The following is a 15,238-nucleotide window of genomic DNA, read 5'->3' on the forward strand; positions in this document are numbered from 1 at the left end:
AACTCCTTGCAACCTACCCACTTACCATAGCTGGAGGAAACACAATGCGCAGTACATTCCTGGCAATACTGACCATCATGCTCATGATGGCCGGCAGCGCCCTGAACCCTGACCAGTCGTTTGCCCTGGATGCGGACGACGCCCCTGAGACCGTGGAGCTGGATACGCTCAGCAACCTGTATGAGCCGGTCACCTTTGACCACGCGATGCATACCGAAGCAGCGGAATGTGTAGAATGCCATCATCATACTACCGGCCAACAGCCGGTCAACCCGAACTGTCTGCGCTGTCACGCATCATCAGGTGAGTCCGACAGCATCTCCTGTGGCGAGTGCCATTCCGCAGAACGATTCCTCCCCAAGGATCTGGAAGAACGCAGTCAACCTGACGTCTACCATATTGATAAGCCCGGACTAAAAGGCGCGTATCACCTCAACTGTGTCGGCTGCCATCAGGAAATGGGTGGTCCAACCGGGTGCCAGGACTGCCATGCGATGACCGAGAGCGGTAAGAAGCTGTTCCAGGTATCGATTGTCCCTTCATCCCACAACAGGCATGAGTAAACGACCTAGTCAAGAATTTACAACCAGCGGAAAGAAGAAATGAAAAAATTACTTAATCGCAGAACCTTTCTCAAAGGAAGTCTCGCCGGATCTGCTGCTGCCGTCTCCCTTGGCCGCTCCAAACAAGTCGAGGCCAAAGATTTCGAGGGGTACCCCGATGCCATGGGCGTACTGGTAGATCTTTCTCGATGCGTAGGGTGCAGGAGCTGTGAAGCTGCATGCAATGCCGAACAAAACCTGCCGGCACCGGAAAAACCCTTTAACGACTTTTCAGTTTTTGATGAACTCCATCACGGCCAGAAACGGCGGACCGATGAAACACGCTATACCGTGGTTAACAGATATGAGGTCCCTGGAGTAGATCATCCCCTGTTTCGTAAAATCCAATGCAATCACTGCCAGGAGCCAGCATGCCTGACCTCCTGCTTTGTCAACGCCTATACCAAAACACCTGAAGGAGCGGTTGTTTACGATGCCAGTGTCTGCGTGGGCTGCAGAACCTGCATGGTGGCCTGCCCCTTTTATATTCCCACCTTCAAGTACTCTAGCGCGTTTAAACCGCGGATCATGAAGTGCATCTTCTGCTACGATACGCGCCTGAAAAACGGCCAGCCCCCTGCATGTGTCGAAGCCTGTCCTCAAGAGGCATTGACCTTTGGCAGGCGTGAAGACCTAATCCGCGTCGGCCGGCAGCGGATTCGGGAAAATACAGGCCGCTACGTAGACCATATCTACGGCGAACATGAAGCGGGTGGCACCTCCTGGATGTATCTTTCACCGGTGGATTTTGAACAGGTGGGCTTCGACACCACCGTTCCCAAGGAGCCGATCATCAACTTTGTAAAGGATTTTCTGGCTATCGTTCCCATGGTCCTCACTATCTGGCCCGCTCTTTTTGCTGGCATCCATCTCCTGGCCACCCGGAAAGACGACATGAAAAAACCGCAGCAAACTGAAGGGGAAACAGAAAAATGAAAACAATTGTTCAACAGTCACAGGATATTCCCATTGCCGACCATACGCGCAGCGAGGGGGGCTCTTGGAATTTGAAAGAAAAATTTCTCTTAGGGCTCACCAAGGATGAGTACATTGCCATGTTGAAAAGAAACCCGGTCAACTGGGTACTTTTCGGTATTCTCGCCGTAGGCCTGCCCCTTCTCCTTGTTCGCTATATCTTCGGATTGGACACGGTGACCCACTCTTCCAATGATTACCCTTGGGGACTTTTTCTCGGATTCGGTCTGTTCGGTATGGTTCCCCTCTCGGCTTCAGGCTTTCTGTTGGGGACCACGGTCGAAATTTTTGGCCGCAAGGACTTTGTGCCCATCGAACGTCTTGCCCTGCTTAATGGACTGCTCGGCTACTTTTTTGCCGTTATCTACCTTACCGTTGACCTGGGCATGCCGTGGCGTCTTCCCTACCCGATGTTTGTTTCCCTCGGTCCGGCAGCGGTGCTCTTCCTGGTTGCCTGGCATGTTGCTACCTACCTTTCAGTGCAGATCGCCGAGATATTACCCGCCTATTTTGAGTGGGTCGGCTGGCTAAAAGGCAAACGCTTTATCAAATCGATCACTATCGGCCTGACCATTGCCGGGATCATCCTCTCCACCCTGCATCAGGGTGCGTTGGGTGCCCTGTTCACCTATGCACCGACCAAAGTGCACCCCCTGTGGCTCTCAACCAATTTTATATGGATACATTTTTTCTGTTCAGCCATCTTTGCCGGGTTGTCCATGGTTATTTTGGTCAGCACGATCTGCAAAGGAATGATGACCTGGCGCTGTGACAGCCGCTTTCTCGACAACGTGGACCAGCTGACCATTAAGCTCGGCAAAGGGTGCGCCTATGCCATGATCACCTACCTGGTCATCAAGGTCGTCGGCATCGCCCACGACAATGAGTGGAGCTACCTGCTCACCGGCTGGGGCACCTATTTTCTCGCTGAATTGGGTATCGGCGTGGTACTCCCCCTGTTGCTGTTCACCGTTGGCGTGAAAAACCACATGGTCACCATTGTGCGTCTGGCTGCCGTGATCAGTGTCCTCGGCATCATCTGGAACAGGCTCAATACTGCCTTGATCGGCTTCAACTGGAAGCTCTACCAGGAGGTCCCACGCTGGCAGGAGATCTGGATTACCCTGACCGTTTTTGCCATCTATTTCATGGTATATCGTTTTATCCTGTATAGACTCCCCATTCTGTATGAATGGAAGGGAGAAAAATAAGCAGCACATTGGTCGCTGGAACAGGCGTTGCCTGTTCCAGCGACAACCGCTTCGAACAAATCAAGGTGAAGGGAGAAAATCCGCTGCCATGTATCGCTCACTGTTTTCCACGCTCCCTGTTAAAAAAATATTCCCTTTCCTCACAGGTTGTATTCTTCTGCTGCTGCTCGTCGTTCTCGCCCTCGGCGCCCGCCAGTACCTGCTCTATCATCGCTGTTCCTCGGTAGTTATCACCAGTGACAAACTCCTTTTTGAATATGCTGCCCTGCAAAAATATCTCAGCGAATCGCTGGTCGCCGACAATCAGGTCAACATTTCCCGTCTCGGAGAAAAATTTGAGCGACTTAACACCATGACCAGCAGCCTGCAGTCCTCCACCATCATTGCTGATTCGCTGAAAAGCCGACTGGTACCCAGAAGCCAATACGTATCGCTGTTGGCTGATCTACAGATGATGCAGGATAACCACCCCCCTTCAGACCCAAAAAAAACCGCTCTGATCAGGCAGCTCAATTCCATCAGCAGCACTCTCCAGGGATTTCGCCTTGCCCTGAGCGATCACACCCAGGGAATCCTTCAGGGACTGCATAATATCATCATCGGTATCCTTGGTCTGCTCTTTGTTATTAGCTGTGTTCTGCTCTACACCCTCAACCGTAACATAGGACCTGCCCTGCAACGACTGGGAAAGATTGCCTTCTCCCCCGTCTCAGGAAGAGAGAAGGAAGATGCGCCACGGCCTGACTGCAGCCTCGATGACCTGACCCGTAAAGTGGCAGACATCATGTCCACTCATCGTCGGGTGGTGCGGGTCGTGGCTTCCCTGCATCCTCTTTCTCTCTCCATAGACAACGGGGAACAGCCTGAAAACATGCAGCAAAAGATTTGCGACGCCCTGGTAACCAATCCGGATTTTACTTTTGTCTGGATAGGCAAGGTCGACAAGGAACAGAGAATACACCCCATGAGCTGCAGTGAAACAGCCGTCTCACGAGGGATTTGCCTGAAAACGCTTGCTGACAACCTGCCCCACTGTGATAAAGAGGGACATATTCTTCACCCGATATGGAAAAGCTGTACAACGGGAAGCATGGTTGTAGAACCCTTTCACATAGCCTCTTTTCCGATCGAACTTGGTGATTTTGACGACCAGTACAACCAGGTCGGTACCTGCATCGTCCTCCCGCTCCTTCGAAACGGCAGCCCGGTATACCTCTTTTCACTCTACAGTCCGTTGACAGATCCTTTTCCACCGGAGTTCCTTGAATTGCTCACAACCCTCCTTCACCACGCATTCCTCTTTCCTCTCAAAGATGCAACTCCCCGGCAGATGAGCAGGCAGGAACAGCCGAGCGATCGCTTTGAACGTTATTTTTACACTGCCACCGGATCTGTCTGTACAGAAGCGGCAAGCAGCATAACCAACCTGATAAACGGGACCATCAATTACACTCAGCAGCTGATCGACCTTTCAGAAAACGAAAAAAGCACTCCGCTGGTGAGGAAAACGCTGGAGACCATGCTTGTTGAAGAACATAAAATCGCCAGGCTCACTGGCACCATGCTGATGACCTCTGGTGGCCAATCCACTTCCTCCCTATCAACATCGCTGCAAAACTTTGTCAACGGACTGCGCGACATCCTTGACAAGCCGCTGCAAAGCAGGGCCATTGCCCTTACCATCGAATGTCCCCAGCACCTGACTCTCAAAGTACCTATCAGTGTGCTCTGGTTGGTCAGTCTGACCCTGCTGCATCTTGGCCGTACCACCCTTGCTGAAGACAAGAAAGCCCCGGCAGAAAAGTCCATCACTATCAAGTGCCAAGAGGATTCTGGTGCGCACCTGCTTAACATCCACTACACCAACTCCAGTGGCCAGTGGAACCTCCCCGTCCTGCAAAACCATCCACTGTGGCCATCTCTCGACTACTGCACACAAGTGATGCAACAGTATCATGGAGACATACACCGTATAGGCAACGCCCCTCTTCATCCAGATAAAATCGTACTTTCAGTCCCTTACTGACAGTTACCGGCCAGCACTTTTCCTTCACCGCTCTCCCGCAACACTATCGTGTTGCCGTGCAACAGTTTACAACACTCCTGTGCTGCGAACTGTTGCACCCCTCATAAATGCTCCATTGGTTCTCCCTGGCAACACATCAATTTCACTTGCCTACTTATCCATGCAAATTCATGCAGTTAAGTTGAAAATGCATTTTCCCCTCTGCTGTTTTTTCAGGTTGGCACTCCTGATGCAGTCTATAGGGTAAAAAGCGAAGTACAACCGTTCGCACCACAGCAAAAGGAGAAAGCCATGACAACGCAAGTACTGAAAAAGGAAGAGGCCAAGATAAACGTTGCCCAGGAAACTTCCAAATTTTCCCTGATCGCCGTTGTTACCATAGCAAGCATGGTTGGCGTGTGGGCCCTTGCCTGCCTTATCGGCGGACTCGCAAGCAGTGGCGCCGTTAACCTGATCAAAGGCTACGCAACTGCAATTTTCGGATTCTAATATTACTACGGATACTCACTGAAAACAGGAGGAAACACCAATGGCAGCACCCAGCAACACTTCAAGAAAAGTAACCACCGGTATCATCTTCACCTTCAGCGCACTGGTCATGCTCTGGGTTACAGCAGCATTCATCGGCGCACTCAATCAGGTGAACTGGCAGGTAGGAGAACTGGTGAGGCAATATATGCTGGCAACCGGCATGATGAAACCTATGCACACCCTGGTTGACTACTACACCCATATCAAGGGAGTGGAATACCTGATCTGTGTTGCCTTCTTTGTCGCCTTTCCGGTATTTGTCAAGTACATCAACAAGGAAAGAAAACCGATTTCTGTCCCCAGGTAACACACTGCACTCTTCGAGCACTAGGGGCCCTTCCCTCACCGGGAAGGGCCCTTTTTTTTACTCTCCCCCTGCGCTAATCTGGCTCTCCGGTAACACGCTCAATCTGCTTGGCCTGCAGACCATTCTCAACGGGTTTTCTTATTTTGGCAAACCGCGTTGAAGCGGGATGGCTGCAGGGAAAAATTTCCCTAAACGAAGGCCGACAAAACATAGGCTTCATTCCCCCGAGCTGCCAGGGACCGATCCAAAGGCAGCGCAACACCTTCTCGCATGTGATTCCGTTGGCCTGCGGAAATACCACGTTCTGCAACCCCATTCGTCATCAGCCCAAATCCTCCGCACCGAGATGCACACAAATGATGTGATAGCATTCCCAAAACGGTCACATCAACACCGCGAACACCCGGAAAAAATATATTGTATCAACAGGTTACCTTCAATTCCAGCTCAGCCACCTGCATAAACTGCAACACTACTGTGCCACAGTGCAACAGTTTACAACACTCCTGCGCTACCAACTGTTGCACGCAGCAAAAGTGTTGCACACTTAAACAAAGAGTAAACTTTTAACAACATATTATTTAATCCATAAATTTCATATAGTTACAAAAAAATTACTACTAGTCGTTGCTGTTTTTTCAGGTTGGCACTCCTGATGCAGTCTATAGGGTAAAAAGCGAAGTACAACCGTTCGCACCACAGCAAAAGGAGAAAGCCATGACAACGCAAGTACTGAAAAAGGAAGAGGCCAAGATAAACGTTGCCCAGGAAACTTCCAAATTTTCCCTGATCGCCGTTGTTACCATAGCAAGCATGGTTGGCGTGTGGGCCCTTGCCTGCCTTATCGGCGGACTCGCAAGCAGTGGCGCCGTTAACCTGATCAAAGGCTACGCAACTGCAATTTTCGGATTCTAATATTACTACGGATACTCACTGAAAACAGGAGGAAACACCAATGGCAGCACCCAGCAACACTTCAAGAAAAGTAACCACCGGTATCATCTTCACCTTCAGCGCACTGGTCATGCTCTGGGTTACAGCAGCATTCATCGGCGCACTCAATCAGGTGAACTGGCAGGTAGGAGAACTGGTGAGGCAATATATGCTGGCAACCGGCATGATGAAACCTATGCACACCCTGGTTGACTACTACACCCATATCAAGGGAGTGGAATACCTGATCTGTGTTGCCTTCTTTGTCGCCTTTCCGGTATTTGTCAAGTACATCAACAAGGAAAGAAAACCGATTTCTGTCCCCAGGTAACACACTGCACTCTTCGAGCACTAGGGGCCCTTCCCTCACCGGGAAGGGCCTTTTTTTATTGTTCTTTTCCAGCAAGATATTGCGCTGCATCCACATGGTCGATCTGTTCCGGCAATAGGTATTTTTCCGCGTATTCACGAAAGGCTCCGCTGACAAGAAACAGTCGAAAAAGGTCGCGGTCAATATGGTGTTCCTGCGCCATGCGGCCCATTATTTCCATCACCTCGCTGAGTTTTTTTGGACGCTTATAGGGTCTGTCCGAGGCTGTCAGCGCCTCAAAGATATCAGCAATAGCCATCATTCTCGCTGGAATCGACAACTGGTCCGCGGCAAGGCGACGAGGGTATCCGGTGCCGTCCATTTTCTCGTGGTGACTGCCAGCTATATCGGGAACCTCTTGTAAATGTTTGGGATAAGGAAGCTTTTTCAGCATAATAATGGTTTGCACGATATGATCATTAATCTGGTAGCGTTCTTCCCTGGTCAATGTGCCCCGTTGTACGGAGAGGTTGTAGCACTCACCCCGATTATAGAGATACTTGGGCGTATCGAGAAAGAAACCATAATCGTCGGCTGAAGCAATTTGCTGGTTCAACGGCCGCTCCACCAGGTGTTCTTCTTTGTCGGCAAGCAGGTGTTCGGTCACCGGCAACGTTTGCGCTGATGAACGCTGTTTGCGCTGCAATTCCTCCCAACCTAAACCGATGCGATCATCTAAGGTCCGCTGCCACGTTCTCTTGGCTATCTGCTGCAGCCGGAGAAGGTCCTCTTGTATAAAAAATTCACCGCCCTGATTACAGCTGGCAACAAAGGCGAATTCCTCATCGAGCTTTTCCCACTGGGCGTGAAGTTCCTGCGCACAGGCTTCCCGATCGGCACCGTCAACCACTTGTTGCCAGAAGCGAATATGTGCATCCCGTTTCAGCACTTCAAAACGCATTCGTATTTCGTGAAGACGATCATAGATGGTTTCCAGCTTTGTCGCCTTATCCACCACGTACTCCGGTGTCGTCACCTTGCCGCAGTCATGGAGCCATGCAGCGATATGGAGCGCTTCCCACTGGTCATAATCAAGTTGAAAATCGGCAAACGTACCTACGGTACATTCGCAGGCCTTTCGGGCCAGGAGCTTGGTCAACACAGGTACCCGCTGACAATGACCGCCAGTATATGGCGATTTGGCATCAATGGCACCGGCAAGCAAGACAACAAAAGCATCGAGCAGTTCTTTCTGCATTTTCAACATCTTCCGGCTTTCCAGGGTCACGGCTGCAAATCCGGAAATTGCCTCGGCAAATGCCACCCGATCCCGGTCAATCGTTGCTGTTTCTGAAGCTCCCCGACGGTACAGCAGGCACAGTATCCCGACCCCTTCACCCTGACGGTTTCGCAACGGCAGTATGCATGCGTCCATCTGTTGGTGACCAAGTCGGCTGAGCACCGGCCCCAGCAGCTGATCGTCTCCAGCACTCACCTGCAGTATAGCCAGCTTCCCACTCTCAAGAACTTTGGCCAGCGGGGAGGTGCCGGTCAGTTGAACCTGCACCAAAGAGTGGATATCGCAACCTAGGGCCTCCTGATCACAGCTAATGACCGGCTGCATGCTCTGACCCGACTCATCGACCAGATATGCCACCACAGCATCCGCCATGCAAATGCGCATGGTCTCCCCGGTAATCGTCTCCAGCAGGGCATCAAAATCCTGTTCGCTGGCCAGGGAGTTGATCAGCAGGGTAAACTGGGCGATGGTTGTTTGCATCATGCCCATTGCCAGGGACAACTCATTCACCTCCTTGATCCCTGAGGATCCTTCATTCTCCAGGCTAAAGTCAAAGTGGGACAGGCGCTTGGCTCGCACGGCCAATTTTCTCAGGGGAGTAGCAAGCAATCGTGCCATCAGGACCGATACGGGAATAGTCAGAGCGACCAGGCCAAGGATGATCAGCGCCCCCTTCACCTGTATGCGAATAGCCTGGGCCATGAGCTCCTGCTCAGGAGACAACATGGCCAGGTAATACCCTTTTCCCCGCAGCAGATTTTCCAGTTCCCGCACCCCACCCAGCCAGCGCTCGCCCTGAAAATGAAAATCCACCACTTCTCTGTCAAAGCTGATGGTCTCCCATGCAAAACCAAGGACCTCGCTCTTCAAATCTTTGATGGCAGGCAGGGTAGAGCGGTCAAGACCCTGCTGTTTTCTCAACATTTCCGGATCGCGATATGCCACCACCTGACCCTCTGCAGAGAGCACCAGAATTTCCGATCGTTCGGTCATCTGATGTCGGGAAAGGGTCTCGGAAAGCTGAATCAAGGTGACATCGCCGGCAACGACCGCACCCGCAGGTCGGGCCTGATAGGAAATGGTAAAGCCGATCTGGTCAATAAAATGAAAGAGGTAAGGGTCCGTCCCCTGTATCTCCTTTTTGTCAAGGGCAATGGTATACCAGGGACGCACTCGAGGGTCATAGGCTGTCGGCTCTGGCTCTACTCTGTCCAGCTCGCGCAGTGTGCGGTCGTACCATATGCGCAGCAGCCGACGGTCCCCATCGTTCGCGGTAGTGATATGATCAACGACAAAGGCGGCATCTGGAGGCGGGTGGAATCGAAGGCGCATATACTCCCAGGCCAGGGGACGGACGATAAAATAATCTCCGTTCGGATAGCCCACTTCAAGTCCTGACAAGTGTGGAGCTTCACTCAAGGCCGCCTGCATCAACGGCAAAAACTGTAACCGTTCTTCAAGGGTTTGAGCATCTACCAGGTCGGTTGCACTGAGGATGATTACAGCAGTTGCAACCGGCCTGTAGGTCCCCCGGTAATCCAGACTCAATTCCTGCTGTACCTGGTCAAAAGCCTCCTCTGAGGCCTCGAGCAGGAGCTTTGATGTTTCATTGTAGTTGTACCATCCGAGAATAGCACCAAAGGCAACGATCAGACCAATAAACACCGCTGTCATCCCTATGTGCAGCGGTACGGAAAACCTGTTTCCTTGATCGGATGACGACGAGTTGGAAGAAGAAGGTATTGGCATAGCAGTAATCTCTCTCCTCATGCTAGTCAGCTCCAAGCGTCCGCGACAAACTACGGTCAGGCACGCAAGAGGCGTGAGCTCCTGGGAAATTGGTCAAACAGGAATCGCAGGTTGTTTTGCAATCTGCACCATTCCTCATGCTACAGCAAAAAAACGAATGAACACTGTTCCTGCCTGACCTGGTTGCACTCAACCCAACTTTACAGTAGCATACATCCGTTGGTTACGACCACTTACAGGGGTGCTTTTCCTCCATAAAAGATGAAGATACGGAAAAATTTTCCGATTTAATGAAAAGTTGTTCAAAAATAATCAGTTCCGCAGCATATACTTCTGACAGAAAGTGGGCCGTATCTGCGGCCAGGGCTCACAGTCGAACACCCATTCAACAACAGGATCATTTTTTGCTTGAAAATCGATAACCTCTCCCCATTCCCTCAAAATCAACGAATCTATGGCACGAAAAGCTAAACCTCCGGAGATCAGTCCCTATATTTTTCCCGCCATACTTGCCTTTTTTGGCATCTGGTGCCTCTATGACGGGTGGATCACCACCGATCCCGCCATGCAGGAGCATCTCCTGTTCAATCGAGTGGCCAGTGCACTCCTCCTCCCCTGGGCATTGATTGATTTTCTTCGCACCCGCAAACGTGAACAGCGGGCTGCCCAGGAGAAGGCCGACAGCAAGCCGGAAAAGCCGCTACCTCCCCCGGAAGACAGCAACGAAAAATGATTGAAAACCGTCGCCTGCTCTTGCCCTATGCGGCGCCTTACTTTGCCTACGTGGTCATCGCTTCTCTCCTGGATGGGGTAGTCAGCGAGGAGTTGAATTACATCCTTCGCATCCTTGCTGCAGGCGGACTCCTTGCCTGGGGATGGCGGTGGTACCTCCCCCTTACGGGGTCGTCATCTTTCTCAGCTGCTCTCCTTCCCGGGATTCTTTACGGCATAGCCGGCTGCGTTCTCTGGATCGGCCTCCTTCTGCCGTTCACCGATCCAGGCTCAGCGAGCCCCTGGTCCCCCAGCGGCTTTGCCCTGCGTGTTCTTTCCGCCGGCTTCCTGGTCCCAGTATTTGAGGAATTGATGATTCGCGGTTACGCTTTTCGTCTTGCGCTGCAATGGGATCAATGCCGGCGGCAACAGAGGGAGGATCCACTCTCCACCGCCCTCCATGACCGCACGATCAACGAGGTACGCCCGGAAGAGTGGTCATGGAGGGCAGTAGGGATATCTACCCTGGTATTCATGATTGGTCACGCCTACGCGGAGTGGCCTGCTGCCATCGCATATGGCCTGTTGATGGCATTCGTCCTTATTCGCCACCGCTCGCTGGCTGCCTGCATCATTGCCCATGGCGTCACCAATCTCTCTCTTGCTGGTTACGTGGTTCTGACCGGCAGTTGGCAGTTATGGTAAGGCCTGCCGTCATTCCTTCTGCTTCCCCGTCTCACCATCTCTCGCGGCAAACACGCCCCTGTCATCCCTGCAGCCGACATCTTCGCTTCGCTCATGTTTCAGCGCCGAAAGCATGTGTTGCTTGCACAATTGCCTGAAAAAAGATAAAAAAAGTACTTATTGACCAGCTTCAGAGAACAGGCAATGGATACTGACAACATATACCAGGTGATTGTTGACTCGCTTTCAACCCATGTGGCTGTGCTTGACGAGCATGGAGTCATCATAGAGACCAACCATGCCTGGCGGGAATTCGGGAAAGCGAACGGTCTCAAGGCCCCCTTAAGTTCGGTGGGGCTCAATTATCTCAACATCTGTGAATCAGCGTCCGAAGAAGACCAGGAGAGCGATTACATCGCCAGCGCTATCCGCCTAGTGATCAATGGTGAGCTGCAGGAATTTCTCACCCAGTATCCCTGCCATTCACCGACGGAAAAACGCTGGTACAACCTGCGGGTGGTGCCCTATCGATCCACCACCGAAAATCGGGTGATTGTTACCCATGAAAACATTACCCCGATTATCCTGGCCCAGGAAAAGCTGCGCATTCAGGATGAGGAATTACAAACCAAAACCGCCAAGCTGGAGGAATCCAACATCGCCCTCAAGGTCCTCCTGGAGCATCGCGAACGAGACAAGACCGAACTGGAGCATCGATTTGTCGCCAATATCAACGAGCTCGTCCTGCCCTATCTTGACAGGCTTGAACAAAGCCCACTTGCCGCTCGTGAAAAGACGTTGGTGAACATCGCCACTCACCATCTTCAGGATGTAATCAGCCCTTTTCTGCAACGCCTATCAACCATGAACCTGCTGCTTACCCCGCAGGAGGTGGAGGTCGCAACCATGGTGCGTCAGGGAAAATCCAGCCAGGAAATTGCCGATGTGCTCAACGTTTCGGTTGCCACTGTCAGTTTTCATCGTAAAAAATTACGTCAAAAGCTGGGTCTGACCAAAACCGGCACCAACCTGCGCACCTACCTGCTGAGTCTGCAATGAAAGCACCGGCCTTTTCTCCTGACAAGCTCCGGATATCACTTCTTAACTCTTTGCGTACTGTGGGCCGAGCGAACGGGGACGCCTCATGAAACCCCGCTTTTATCGCTCCGTGCCCAACGTGCTGTCCATGCTTCGCCTTGCCCTGGCACCTCTGTTCCCTTTTTGCCCGGAGGCGTACTGGCTGCTGCTGATTCTGGTCAGCGGAATCAGTGATGTGCTGGACGGGTGGCTGGCCCGACGCTGGCAGGCACAGAGCTGGCTCGGCGGCATCATCGACGCGGTAGCCGATAAACTGTTTGTATGCACTGCATTGCTGACTATGGCCGCACATGGCAAGTTTGTTTTTGCCTGGGTCCCCTTTCTCCTGCTGCGCGATCTGTTTGTAGCCTTTACCGCCATCTACGCCGTCTGTATTCGCTCATGGTCCTCGTTTAAACAGATGGAGGTCAGGCGATCAGGTAAATTGGCCACCGGTGCGCAGTTTGGCCTGCTGCTCGCGGTTGCCTTTACCAACCGAGCGAACGGGTTCATCCTGTGGACAGCTGCCGGCCTGAGTTTCGTTGCAGCCTGTGATTACGGCCACCTTTTTATCGATGCAGTGCGCAGGCGGGCTGCCGAAAAAGCCTCTCACTCAGACGGTACGGACCAGGGATAACCTCAGCGCCCCCTGGGAGGGGAAAGGTACAGCAACCAAATACCCATCGAATTTCAATCACTTCTGCATTGAATTCAGTCCATCTATGATTATCTTTTTACTGCTCTGTGTGCAGTATGCATTCTTTTCTATCACTTTCAACGAGAGGAGAACCATGATGCTGGAGTTGAAAACTATTACACCTGATGGCGTACCCACCGCATTGAAACTGGCCCATCGCTACAGACTACTCAATGATCCCCAGGCTGCTGAAAGTATCTGCCTGGACATTCTTGAGGTGGAACCCACTCATCAGGAGGCTTTGATAACCCTTCTGCTGGCCCTCACCGATAGTTTTGCCTCTGGTATCGAACCCGCCTTCACCAAGGCCGAGCAGATTCTTCTTAAATTTGACGACCCATTCATGCAGGCCTACTATGCTGGAGTCATCTACGAACGGCGGGCAAAGGCGCACCTGAAACTTGACGGACCCAGTGCACGGGCGATGACCGAGACCTGGATGGAAAAGGCCATGGAAGCCTATGAACGGGCCATAGAGGCCGACAAAGACCGGCAGGAAGCAGTTATTCGCTGGAACTCCTGCGCCCGACTGGTGAATGACCAGCAATAGCAATAAAGGTTTACCAAACTCCTCCCCCTGACAGATGCGGGAAACGAGCGGTTGCCCGATTCGGTGAGTTCATCGGTCGACAACCACAGTCTGCAGCCGCTTGGCCAGAGTGTCCGCCAGGGTTGGAGCACCGTGGTCCTGATACGCATAACGGACCTGAAGCGTGGGTTGCGAGATGTTCAGCAACCGCGGCAGATCTATGGGAGTTGCGCAGAGAACCAGGTCACAGGGAGTCCTGTTGATGGTCGCCTCCAACTCCTCCATCTGCCGCCGGCCGTATCCCATGGCCGGGAGCACCTGTCCCAGATGGGGGTACCGGGTATACACCTGTTGAATACTGCCAACCGCATAGGCCCTCGGGCAGACCATCTCGGCAGCTCCATATCGCTCTGCAGCCAACGCTCCTGCCCCAAAACCCATTTCTCCATGAGTAAGGGTGGGGCCGTCCTCTACCACCAGCACTCGCTGTCCCCGAATCTTTTCCGGATCATCAACCAGGAGGGTTGATTCAGCCTGCACAATCGTTGCCTGGGGATTGGCCTGCCGGACATTTCGCTCCACCGTTCGCACCTGCTGCGGATCAGCGCTATCGACCTTATTGATTACCGCAATATCGGCCATGAGCATGTTGGTTTCCCCCGGATAGTAGAGGAGTTCATGCCCGGCGCGGTGTGGATCGAAAAGGGTGATATGAACATCTGGCAGAAAAAAGGGGGTATCGTTGTTGCCGCCATCCCACACCACCACGTCGGCATCGTTTTCCGCGGCCCTGAGGATCTGCCGATAATCCACTCCGGCATAGACAACCATCCCGGATTTTACCAGTGGTTCGTACTCTTCCCGCTCTTCTATGGTGCAGCGATGGACAGAAAAATCCTTGTAACTGGCAAATCGTTGTACTGCCTGACGATTCAGCTCGCCATATGGCATGGGGTGACGGACTACCACCGGTTTAAGCCCCCACTCCTGCAGCAGCCGGCAAATGTGACGCGTGGTCTGGGACTTTCCGCAACCGGTGCGGACCGCGCACACGGCAATAACCGGTTTGCGTGCACGCAGCATGGTCGCCTTTCCACCAAGCAGGGTAAAGGTGGCCCCCTCTGCCTCTACAACTGAGGCGATGTGCATAAGGTCGGTATGGCGGACATCACTATAGGAAAAGACAACCAGGCCAACCCCATGACGACGGATCAGCTGCCGAAGCTCTGTTTCATGCACGATGGGAATACCATCAGGATAGGCGTCTCCGGCCAGTGCCGAGGGATACGTGCGTCCGGCAATATCTGGAATCTGTGTAGCGGTTATGGCCACCACCTGATAGCGGGGGTTCTCCCTGAAATAGACATTGAAATTGTGGAAATCCCTGCCAGCTGCCCCCATGATAATCACGCGCTCACGCATCATCCTTTCCTCCTGGCTCTCTCTCCACTGCCTGCAGAGAGATAGCTGCAGCAACGGTCTGCATAGACACCTTCAGGGCGTCATTGCTCCCGGTTGAATACTGATGGCCATACTCTCTTATTATACTCTGATTCCATAACCGTTCAAGAACGGTCAGGGGGCATGCCGCTGTCA

At 52.5% G+C, this 15,238-nt stretch carries 15 protein-coding genes; 13 read left to right on the forward strand and 2 right to left on the reverse strand.

What is annotated here, in order from left to right; translation table 11 throughout:
• The first annotated feature begins 44 nt into the window (after positions 1 to 44).
• From ACZ52Z_RS11735 to ACZ52Z_RS11770, 8 genes are all read left to right on the forward strand, one after another.
• Positions 45 to 563: a cytochrome c3 family protein gene (locus ACZ52Z_RS11735; RefSeq protein ID WP_464266974.1), complete on the forward strand. Its 519-nt coding sequence runs from the start codon at positions 45 to 47 to the stop codon at positions 561 to 563.
• Positions 564 to 602: 39 nt separating this feature from the next.
• Entirely contained in the window at positions 603 to 1,538 is a 936-nt protein-coding gene (locus ACZ52Z_RS11740; RefSeq protein ID WP_464266975.1) for a 4Fe-4S dicluster domain-containing protein, read from the forward strand.
• Positions 1,535 to 2,788, forward strand: coding sequence for a polysulfide reductase NrfD family protein (locus tag ACZ52Z_RS11745; RefSeq protein WP_464266976.1), 1,254 nt, complete (start codon positions 1,535 to 1,537; stop codon positions 2,786 to 2,788). The genes ACZ52Z_RS11740 and ACZ52Z_RS11745 overlap by 4 nt, the downstream gene beginning before the upstream one ends.
• A gap of 88 nt (positions 2,789 to 2,876) precedes the next feature.
• The gene (locus ACZ52Z_RS11750; protein ID WP_464266977.1) at positions 2,877 to 4,814 is read left to right on the forward strand and encodes a hypothetical protein; all 1,938 of its coding nucleotides are present in this window, start codon (positions 2,877 to 2,879) and stop codon (positions 4,812 to 4,814) included.
• Between the two features lie 291 nt (positions 4,815 to 5,105).
• A complete protein-coding gene (locus tag ACZ52Z_RS11755; protein WP_464266978.1) occupies positions 5,106 to 5,303 on the forward strand; it encodes a hypothetical protein in 198 nt (65 codons plus the stop codon).
• Positions 5,304 to 5,343: 40 nt separating this feature from the next.
• Entirely contained in the window at positions 5,344 to 5,652 is a 309-nt protein-coding gene (locus tag ACZ52Z_RS11760; protein WP_464266979.1) for a hypothetical protein, read from the forward strand.
• A gap of 717 nt (positions 5,653 to 6,369) precedes the next feature.
• Entirely contained in the window at positions 6,370 to 6,567 is a 198-nt protein-coding gene (locus ACZ52Z_RS11765) for a hypothetical protein (RefSeq protein ID WP_464266978.1), read from the forward strand.
• Positions 6,568 to 6,607: 40 nt separating this feature from the next.
• The gene (locus ACZ52Z_RS11770; RefSeq protein WP_464266979.1) at positions 6,608 to 6,916 is read left to right on the forward strand and encodes a hypothetical protein; all 309 of its coding nucleotides are present in this window, start codon (positions 6,608 to 6,610) and stop codon (positions 6,914 to 6,916) included.
• A 55-nt stretch (positions 6,917 to 6,971) separates the two neighbouring features.
• Here ACZ52Z_RS11770 and ACZ52Z_RS11775 read toward each other — a convergent pair whose 3' ends face one another.
• Positions 6,972 to 9,944 (reverse strand): HD domain-containing phosphohydrolase, encoded by a 2,973-nt coding sequence (locus ACZ52Z_RS11775; protein ID WP_464266980.1) that lies wholly within the window; start codon positions 9,942 to 9,944, stop codon positions 6,972 to 6,974.
• A 454-nt stretch (positions 9,945 to 10,398) separates the two neighbouring features.
• Between ACZ52Z_RS11775 and ACZ52Z_RS11780 the strand changes: the two genes are divergently transcribed.
• The 5 genes from ACZ52Z_RS11780 to ACZ52Z_RS11800 all read left to right on the forward strand — a co-directional run bounded on the left by ACZ52Z_RS11780 (position 10,399) and on the right by ACZ52Z_RS11800 (position 13,663).
• Positions 10,399 to 10,677, forward strand: coding sequence for a hypothetical protein (locus ACZ52Z_RS11780; RefSeq protein ID WP_464266981.1), 279 nt, complete (start codon positions 10,399 to 10,401; stop codon positions 10,675 to 10,677).
• Positions 10,674 to 11,360 (forward strand): CPBP family glutamic-type intramembrane protease, encoded by a 687-nt coding sequence (locus ACZ52Z_RS11785; RefSeq protein WP_464266982.1) that lies wholly within the window; start codon positions 10,674 to 10,676, stop codon positions 11,358 to 11,360. Before ACZ52Z_RS11780 ends, ACZ52Z_RS11785 begins: the two co-directional genes overlap by 4 nt.
• A gap of 183 nt (positions 11,361 to 11,543) precedes the next feature.
• The gene (locus ACZ52Z_RS11790; RefSeq protein WP_464266983.1) at positions 11,544 to 12,398 is read left to right on the forward strand and encodes a LuxR C-terminal-related transcriptional regulator; all 855 of its coding nucleotides are present in this window, start codon (positions 11,544 to 11,546) and stop codon (positions 12,396 to 12,398) included.
• Between the two features lie 85 nt (positions 12,399 to 12,483).
• On the forward strand, positions 12,484 to 13,053 hold the full coding sequence (locus ACZ52Z_RS11795; RefSeq protein ID WP_464266984.1) for a CDP-alcohol phosphatidyltransferase family protein: 570 nt from the start codon (positions 12,484 to 12,486) through the stop codon (positions 13,051 to 13,053).
• Positions 13,054 to 13,138: 85 nt separating this feature from the next.
• Entirely contained in the window at positions 13,139 to 13,663 is a 525-nt protein-coding gene (locus tag ACZ52Z_RS11800; protein WP_464266985.1) for a hypothetical protein, read from the forward strand.
• 69 nt (positions 13,664 to 13,732) lie between these two features.
• Here the strand turns inward: ACZ52Z_RS11800 and ACZ52Z_RS11805 are convergent, their stop codons facing one another.
• The gene (locus tag ACZ52Z_RS11805; protein WP_464270788.1) at positions 13,733 to 15,064 is read right to left on the reverse strand and encodes a cyclic 2,3-diphosphoglycerate synthase; all 1,332 of its coding nucleotides are present in this window, start codon (positions 15,062 to 15,064) and stop codon (positions 13,733 to 13,735) included.
• Positions 15,065 to 15,238 lie beyond the last annotated feature (174 nt).

The organism is Desulfogranum aggregans, from assembly GCF_055398265.1.